An 8743-nucleotide genomic window follows, 5' to 3' on the forward strand; every position below is an offset into this window, starting at 1 on the left:
GTGCTCTTCCGATCTTGGCGCCGCAGCGCCGCGCGAGCCGTTTCCTCGCCGCGCGCGCGCTGACCGGCCTCGGCCGCATCGACGAAGCCGTGACCGAATACCGCGGACTGACCGGCGTGGCCGGTGAAGCCGCGCGCGCCTGGTTCGGGCTGGCCGATCTCAAGACGACGGCTTTCAGCGACGAGGACATCGCCGCGATGCAGAGCCTGGCCGCCGACCCGCGGGTCGGCGGCGACGACCGCATGCTCGCCGGTTTCGCGGCCGGCCTGGCCTGCGAGGCGCGCGGCCGTCTCGCGGAAGCCGTGGCGCATTTCGAGCAGGCGAACCGCCTGCGGCGCAAGACGATCAGTTGGGACGCCGCCGCACATCGCCGCTATTGCGAAGCCATACGCGAGGCCTTCGCCGCGCCGCCGGCCGGCTCTCCGGACGGACTCGGCGAACAGGTGATCTTCGTCGTCGGCATGCCGCGCTCGGGCACGACGCTTGTCGAGCAGATGCTCGCGGCCCATCCCGATGTCGTCGGCGCGAGCGAGCTGCCGCATCTGTCCACGGTGATACAGGAAGAGTCCGCGCGCCGGGGGCAGCCGTTCCCGCGCTGGGTCGGCACCGCGACGGCCGCCGACTGGGAACGCCTCGGACGCCGCTACCTGCAGCTGACCGAGCGCTGGCAGGGCGGCCGGCGCTTCACCGACAAGCTGCCGGAAAACTGGCCGTACGTCGGCGCCGCGCTCGCGATGCTGCCCGGCGCGCGCGTGATCGGCTGCGAACGCGACCTGCTGGAAACCTGCTGGTCCTGCTACAAGCAGCTGTTCGCGCCGCAGCGCGTCGCCTACAGCTACGACCTCGACGAGCTGGCCGGCTATGCCCGGGACAGCCGTGAACTCTGGTCCTGGTGGCAGCAGCGCGATGCGCAGCGCTGTCGCACCCTCGTCTACGAAAACCTGCTGGCCGAGCCCGAGCGGGAAATCCGCGCCCTGCTCGCGTTCTGCGGCCTCGACTTCGATCCGGCCTGCCTGGCACCGCAGTCCGCCGGCCGCGTGACGCGGACCGCGAGCGCCGCCCAGGTGCGCCAGCCCCTGCAGCGCGACACCGCGCGGCGCTCACGCTACGGCGACCTCCTGGGACCGCTCGAAGCCGCCCTGGCCCGGGCCCGCGACGGCGCCTGACCGCGAAGCCGCCGCGGCGGCCGCTCAAAAAAAAGCGCGATCTCGCGATCGCGCTTTTTTCGTTGTCGGATCGTGCCGGGAGGCGCAGCGACTGGCTCAGTCGACCGAGAACTTTTGCAGCGCAACCGGCGTCGTGCCCGACGTGACCGCAATGCCGGTGTTGTCGTAGCAGTACTGGTTGATGGTCGCCGGGAAGCCGGCAGAAGCGCCGGTATTGAGCTGGATCCAGGCGTAATTGATCGTCGAGGTGGCTTCGTTGTAGAAGCGCACGCCGAGATACTTGCCGGTCTGCGCCTGCTGCCAGTTGGCGAACGGAGCCGCGCCGCCGCTGCCCGAATTGACGATGTAGGTCTGCGACGGGCCGATCGGCTGTCCGGCGTCCAGCGCGTCATAGACGGTGGCCGTGGACGCGCCGCCGGCGCTGTTGGCCGGGGTCGACGGCCAGAAGAAGTACAGCGCCGAAGCACCGGTCTGGTACAGGTTGATGTCCCAGCCCGCGACCGAGCCGCCCGCGGTGCCCGTCGCGCCCGTCACCAGGTTCAGGTAGACGCCGTCGATGTTCGCGGGAACGGAAAGTGCCGGCGAGCTGCAGACGACGGCCGCCATGCTGGAGGTCGATGCAACGGTGAGAACGAGGGCGCCGGCGGAGAGGCCGACGATGCGACGAATGGAATTTGCGAGAACTGCAGAGCGCTTCATTGTTTCAACTCCCCGACTGAAAAAAGAAAAAACATTCCGCCAAAAATCGACAAATTCAATCCAGCGACTCGACCAGGGAGCACGGACCCTGCGGCACGCAGCCTTGCAATCCATTGTCGACCGGGCGCCGCAAGGGACGCCGCCGAAGGCCACGCGCGTTTCGTACTGCCAAGCACACCTGCGAAACGACGAGCAGGGGCATAAGAGCCGGACTGAACGGTCGCCGCCTCCCAGCGACGGACCGCTCACCAGCATACTTGACTTGGCGCCGGCGGCAAGTCTTATCGGTGTTTTTATGTCGCCGGAGCGGCAAACGAGCCCGACCGCAGGAAACGCGCCGCCAGCGCCGCGGTGGCGGACGAAAGTGTCAAACCTGTATGCGAAACAGACACTTCGCAGTGTTCGGCTGCGCCGGACCAGCGGGTTTCGGCGACGCTGACGGTGCCGTCGTTCGGCCCGTCGAACACCCCGAGCAGCTGCCCCAGGCCGACCGCGCGCGTGCCGGCGATCACGCCGACCTCGGTCGGCGGCGCGAGCTGCGACAGGCCGCGGCAGAGCACGTCCGCGCTGCAGCCCAGCAGCTGGGCGCGGCGGCCGCGGCGGTTCAGGCGCCGGGCGACGGCGCTGCCGTTCAGCGGCGACCCCAGGCAGACCACACGGCCTTCAAGCGGGCTCGGCAGCCGATCCAGGGTCCGCAGCGCCACGAGGCCGCCGAGGCTGTGGCCGACCAGGTGCACGCGGCGCGACGTCTGTGCCCGGATGCGCCGGCTCAGCCGGTCGAGGCTGTGCTCGTCGCGGCCGAAGACGCTCGCGTAGTCGAACAGCTCGGTGCGAAAGCCGGCCTCGTCCAGGCGCCGGCGCAACAGCAGCAGGCTGAATCCCCGCATCCAGACGCCGTGAATCAGAATGACCGCCTCGTCGCTCATGCCCGCATCCTGCGCGAACGGCCGGAACGGCGGCAAGCGGCGCCGAGGCGGGCGGGTCAGCCCTTGACCGGCTTGACCACGCGCACGTGCAGCTCCTGCAGCTGCGCTTCGGGCACGGCCGACGGCGCCGAGGTCAGCAGGCACTGCGCGCTCGCGGTCTTCGGGAACGCGATCACGTCGCGGATCGAGTCGGTGCCGGCCATCAGCGCGGCGATGCGGTCGATGCCGAACGCAATGCCGCCGTGCGGCGGCGCGCCGTACTTCAGCGCGTCGAGCAGGAAGCCGAACTTGGCCTCGGCTTCCTCGGCGCCGATGCCGAGCAGGTCGAACACCGCGCTCTGCATTTCGGGCCGGTGGATGCGGATAGAGCCGCCGCCGATCTCGTTGCCGTTGAGCACCATGTCGTAGCCGCGCGACACCGAGATCGCGGCGTTCGCGCGGAGGTCGGCGACGTCGTCGACCTTCGGCGCCGTGAACGGGTGATGCAGCGCGACGAAGCGCTTGGCGTCGTAGTCGTATTCGAACATCGGGAAATCGACGACCCAGAGCGGCCGCCAGCCGCCGGCGACGCGGCCGAGGTCGCGGCCGACCTTCAGACGCAGCGCGCCGAGGAAGTCGCTGACGGTCTTGTACGGGCCCGCGCCGAAGAAGATCACGTCGCCGGTCTGCGCGCCGACCGCGGCGAAGATGGCCTTGACCGCCTCGTCGCCGAGGAACTTCACGATCGGCGACGTCAGGCCGTCGCGGCCCTTGTCGAGATCGTCCACGCGGATCCAGGCCAGGCCCTTGGCGCCGTACTTCTGCACGTAGAGGCCGTAATCGTCGAGCTGCTTGCGCGTGAGCTCGGCGCCGCCGGGCACGCGCAGCGCCGCGACGCGGCCGCCCGGATCGTTGGCCGGACCGGAGAACACCTTGAAATCGCTGTCCTTGACCGCGTCGGCCACGTCGACGAGTTCGAGGTCGATGCGCAGGTCCGGCTTGTCCGAGCCGTAGCGGCGCATGGCTTCCGCATAGGTCATGCGCGGGAATTCCGCATCGAGCTCGACGTCGACGACCTGCCTGAAGATCGTGCGCACCATGCCCTCAACGAAGTCCTGCACGTCGCGTTCGCCGACGAACGCGAACTCCATGTCGAGCTGGGTGAATTCGGGCTGGCGGTCGGCGCGCAGGTCCTCGTCGCGGAAGCAGCGCGCGATCTGGTAGTAGCGGTCCATGCCGGCCATCATGAGCAGCTGCTTGAACAGCTGCGGCGACTGCGGCAGGGCGAAGAATTCGCCCGGATGCACGCGGCTCGGCACGAGATAGTCGCGCGCGCCTTCGGGCGTGGCCTTGGTCAGGATCGGCGTCTCGATGTCCTGGAAACCGCGCTCGTCGAGATAGCGGCGCAGCGCCGAAACCAGCCTGGTGCGCATGCGCAGCTTGCGCTGCATGTCCGGTCGGCGGATGTCGAGATAGCGGTAGCGCAGGCGCGCGTCCTCGCCGACGTTGTCGTCGAGCATGAACGGCAGCGGCGCGGCGGTGTTGAGCACTTCGACGCTGTCGGCGACGACTTCGATGCGGCCGGTGCGCAGGCGGTCGTTGATCTGGCTGGCCGGACGCGCGCGGACCGTGCCGACGATGCGCAGGCAGAACTCGTAGCGCACGCCTTCGGCCTGCTGGAACGCGGCCGCGTTGTCCGGTTCGACGACGGCCTGCACGATGCCTTCATGGTCGCGCAGGTCGATGAAGATGACGCCGCCATGGTCGCGCCGGCTGTCCGCCCATCCGCAAAGGGTGACGGTCTGACCGATCAGGGTCTCGTCGACGAGACCGCAGTAATGGCTGCGCATACGCTAAAGGCTCCGGAGCAAAGGGGGCCCGCCCGAATCGGGCGGAAAGGCCGGAATCCTACGGAGGATCTTGTTGCGCTGCAAACAAGAAGCGGGCCTAAGCCGGCCGCCCCCGGCGGCCGCATGTGATGCCGAAAAAGAAACCGCCGCCCCCGGCGTGCGGGAGCGGCGGCCATGAGCGAGCCTGCTGCGGTCAGTCGCGCCAGCGGCGCTCGACCACGAACTGGGCGGCGCAGCCCTGGTCGACCCAGACGCCGGCACGGTTGTAGCCCCAGGTGCGGCCCTCGATGCAGCGCGTGCCGGAGATCTGCCGCACGATGCGTACGCCGCCGCCACGGCCGACGTCGACCTGACACATGTTGTAGCGGAAGTCGCGGCTTTCGCAGACGAAGCTGATGTCGGTGTCCCAGCCCGGACCCGGACGCCAGCCGCCGCCGTGACCGCCGCCCGGACCGCCGCCGGCTTCGACGAAGACTGCCGCGCAGCCGCGGTCCACCCAGACATTGCCGCCGCGATCGACGCCCCAGGTCTGGCCGCGAATGCAGCGGCTGCCCGACAGCTGGCGCACGAGACGCGCATCGCGCCAATTGGTGTTGCAACGGTTGTAGCGGTAGTCGTTGCTGCGGCACTCGATCGAGTCGCGGCCGTGGCCGTAACCCTGGGCCTTCGCGACGTCCGGACCGGCGCCGAGCAGCGCCATGAGCGTCAAAGCGGCTATTCCCAGCACACGCGTCATCATCACACCTTCTCCTTTGGCCAAACGCGGCGCTAGTGTAAGCGGTGAAGATGAAGCCGGTCCGTGATGCCCACGTGCAGGGCTAGGCTCGGTTCAGCACCCTCCGGGCACGGTTCAGGCGGAGCTCCCGCCGCCCGTCGTCGAGGTGCTCGCCGCGGCCGCGGGCGCCGCGCCCGCGCTGCTTTCGGCCGGCTTGGCCGAACTGCCGTCGCCGGCGAGATTGCGTTTCTTGTCGCCGTCCTTCTTGAAGTCGGTTTCGTACCAGCCCGAGCCGGCCAGACGGAACGACGGCGCCGTCACGCGCCGGCGCACGGCGGGGCGGCTGCAAGACGGGCAGTCGGTCGGATCGGGGTCGGACAGTTTCTGCAGGCGATCGAAGCGCTGACCGCATTCGCCGCATTCGAATTCGTAGATCGGCATGGTTTTGTCGGAAGCGAAGGGCCCAGGGCCCGGAACCGGCCCGCATTGTGCGGACCGGCGCCGGGTTTTCAAGCAGATTCGCTCAGGCCGCCGCGGCGGCCGGCCGGCGATCGAACGCGAGCTGCCCACCCTGCACGTCGACGGCGACCGTGTCGCCGGCGCTGAAGCGGCCTTCGAGAATCTGCTTGGCCAGCGGATTCTCGAGCTGCTGCTGGATCGCGCGCTTGAGCGGCCGGGCGCCGTAGACCGGGTCGAAACCGGCCTGGCCGAGCAGGTCCAGCGCCGCGTCGCTGACGACCAGCCGCAGCTGGCGCTCGGCGAGGCGCCGGGCCAGGCCGGCGGTCTGGATGCGCGCGATCTGGCGGATCTGCGCCTGCTCCAGCGGCCGGAACACGACGATCTCGTCGAGCCGGTTGATGAACTCGGGCCGGAACTGCGCCTGCACGACACCCATGACCGCGGCCTTGATCTGCGTATAGCCTTCCTCGCCGCCGATGCTCGACGCTTCCTGGATCAGCTGCGAGCCGAGGTTGGACGTCAGCACGACCACGCAGTTGCGGAAGTCGACGGTGCGGCCCTGGCCGTCGGTCAGGCGGCCGTCGTCGAGCACCTGCAACAGCACGTTGAATACGTCCGGGTGCGCTTTTTCCACTTCGTCGAGCAGGATCACGCTATAGGGCCGGCGGCGCACGGCTTCGGTCAGGTAGCCGCCTTCCTCGTAGCCGACGTAGCCCGGCGGCGCGCCGATCAGGCGCGCGACCGAATGCTTTTCCATGAACTCGGACATGTCGATGCGCACGAGCGCGTCGGTGGAATCGAACAGGAAATCGGCCAGCGCCTTGCACAGTTCGGTCTTGCCGACGCCGGTCGGGCCGAGGAACAGGAACGAGCCCGACGGACGGTTCGGATCGGCCAGGCCCGCGCGCGCGCGGCGGATCGCGTCGCTGACGGCACGCACGGCCTCGTCCTGGCCGATCACGCGCTTGTGCAGCTCGTCCTCCATACGCAGCAGCTTGTCGCGCTCGCCCTCCAGCATCTTGCTGACCGGAATGCCGGTCCAGCGCGCGACGACCTCGGCGATCTCCTCGGCCGTGACCTTGTCCTGCAGCAGGGTGAAACCGACTTTCTCGGCTTCCTGCGCGGCCTTGAGCTGCTTTTCGAGCTCGGGCAGGCGGCCGTACTGGATTTCGCTCATGCGCGCGAAATCCTGGCGCCGCTGCGCACCTTCGAGGTCGAGACGCGCCTGCTCGATCTGCTCCTTGATCTTCGTCGCGCCCTGCAACGTGGCCTTTTCCGACTTCCAGACTTCCTCCAGGTCGGAATACTCGCGCTCGAGCACGGCGATCTCCTTCTCGAGATCGGACAGGCGCTGCTTCGATTCGCTGTCCTTCTCCTTCTTCAGCGCCTCGCGCTGGATCTTGAGCTGGATCAGACGGCGCTCGCGGCGGTCCATTTCCTCGGGCTTGGAATCGATTTCCATGCGGATGCGCGAGGCCGCTTCATCCATGAGATCGATGGCCTTGTCGGGCAGCTGGCGGTCGGCGATGTAGCGGTGCGACAGGGTCGCCGCGGCGACGACGGCCGGATCGGTGATCTCCACGCCGTGATGCACGGCATAGCGTTCCTTGAGGCCGCGCAGGATCGCGATCGTGTCCTCGACGCTGGGTTCGCCGACGAAAACCTTCTGGAAGCGGCGCTCGAGCGCGGCGTCCTTCTCGACGTACTTGCGGTATTCGTCGAGGGTCGTCGCGCCGATGCAGTGCAGCTCGCCGCGCGCGAGCGCCGGCTTGAGCATGTTGCCCGCGTCCATCGCGCCTTCGGCCTTGCCGGCGCCGACCATCGTGTGCAGCTCGTCGATGAACAGGATGACGCGGCCTTCCTGCTTGGAGAGGTCGTTGAGCACGGCCTTGAGGCGTTCCTCGAATTCGCCGCGGAACTTGGCACCGGCGATCAGCGCGCCCATGTCGAGGCTGAGCACGCGGCGGTCGCGCAGGTTCTCGGGCACCTCGTGATTGACGATGCGCTGCGCGAGGCCTTCGACGATCGCGGTCTTGCCGACGCCGGGCTCGCCGATCAGCACGGGATTGTTCTTGGTGCGGCGCTGCAACACCTGGATCGTGCGGCGGATTTCCTCGTCGCGGCCGACTACCGGATCGAGCTTGCCGGCCTCGGCGCGCGCGGTCAGGTCGACGCAGTATTTTTCGAGCGCCTGGCGCTGGTCCTCGGCGCCTTCGGACTGCACCTTCTCGCCGCCGCGCATCTTCTCGATCGCCGCTTCGAGGTTGGCCTTGGTCGCGCCGGCCGCCTTCAGCGCGGCGCCGAGCTCGCCGCGATCATCGAGCGCCGCGAGCACGAACAGCTCGCTCGCGATGAACTGGTCGCCGCGCTGCTGCGCCAGCTTGTCGCTGAGGTTGAGCAGGCGGTTCAGATCGCCCGAAATGTTCACCTGGCCTTCCTGGCCCTTGATCTGCGGCAGGCGCGCGAGCGCTTCGGCCACGCGCTGGCGCAGCAGCGGCACGTTGACCTGGGCCTGGCTCAGCAGCGGCACGGTGGAGCCGCCCTGCTGGTCGAGCAACGCCGCCATCAGATGCAGCGGTTCGAGCATGTTGTGGTCACGGCCGACGGCGAGGCTCTGCGCATCGGCCAGGGCTTGCTGCAAGCGCGACGTGAACTTGTCCAGACGCATGGATCACCCGGGAAAAGAGGGGCCGGCGCGGCCGGCGATGGCGGGGTTATGTGGTCGTGAAGAACCGATTCAAGCGCAGCCGCAGGCTACCATCGGCCGATTTCCGGGGAGCCGCGATGAGCTGGACGGTACTGCTGCTGGGCGCCTACGGCCTGTTCGGCTCGCGCATCGCCGGGCGGCTCGCGCGCGAGCCGGACTGGACCCTGCTGCTGGCCGGGCGCGACGCGCGGCGCGCGCAGCAGTGCCGCGAGCGGCTCGCCGCCGATCCGCAGTGCCGCGCC

7 protein-coding genes are annotated in these 8743 nt (G+C 68.8%); 1 reads left to right on the forward strand and 6 read right to left on the reverse strand.

What is annotated here, in order from left to right:
• A partial coding sequence (locus tag NON22_RS16025; protein ID WP_257387949.1) for a sulfotransferase family protein occupies positions 1-1166 on the forward strand: 1166 nt, incomplete at its 5' end.
• Between the two features lie 96 nt (positions 1167-1262).
• On the opposite strand, the gene NON22_RS16030 is transcribed toward NON22_RS16025, so the two are convergent.
• From NON22_RS16030 to clpB, 6 genes are all read right to left on the reverse strand, one after another.
• Entirely contained in the window at positions 1263-2018 is a 756-nt protein-coding gene (locus NON22_RS16030) for a hypothetical protein (RefSeq protein WP_257387950.1), read from the reverse strand.
• 140 nt (positions 2019-2158) lie between these two features.
• Positions 2159-2791, reverse strand: coding sequence for an esterase/lipase family protein (locus NON22_RS16035; RefSeq protein ID WP_257387951.1), 633 nt, complete (start codon positions 2789-2791; stop codon positions 2159-2161).
• Between the two features lie 56 nt (positions 2792-2847).
• On the reverse strand, positions 2848-4620 hold the full coding sequence (gene aspS / locus NON22_RS16040) for an aspartate--tRNA ligase (RefSeq protein WP_257387952.1): 1773 nt from the start codon (positions 4618-4620) through the stop codon (positions 2848-2850).
• A 193-nt stretch (positions 4621-4813) separates the two neighbouring features.
• Complete coding sequence (locus NON22_RS16045; RefSeq protein ID WP_257387953.1) at positions 4814-5359, reverse strand: DUF3011 domain-containing protein; 546 nt, start codon at positions 5357-5359, stop codon at positions 4814-4816.
• A 111-nt stretch (positions 5360-5470) separates the two neighbouring features.
• Positions 5471-5776, reverse strand: coding sequence for an FmdB family zinc ribbon protein (locus NON22_RS16050; RefSeq protein WP_257387954.1), 306 nt, complete (start codon positions 5774-5776; stop codon positions 5471-5473).
• A gap of 82 nt (positions 5777-5858) precedes the next feature.
• Positions 5859-8462 (reverse strand): ATP-dependent chaperone ClpB, encoded by a 2604-nt coding sequence (gene clpB / locus NON22_RS16055; RefSeq protein WP_257387955.1) that lies wholly within the window; start codon positions 8460-8462, stop codon positions 5859-5861.
• Positions 8463-8743: the final 281 nt, after the last annotated feature.

It is taken from the genome of Tahibacter caeni (assembly GCF_024609805.1).
Lineage (GTDB): Bacteria > Pseudomonadota > Gammaproteobacteria > Xanthomonadales > Rhodanobacteraceae > Tahibacter > Tahibacter caeni.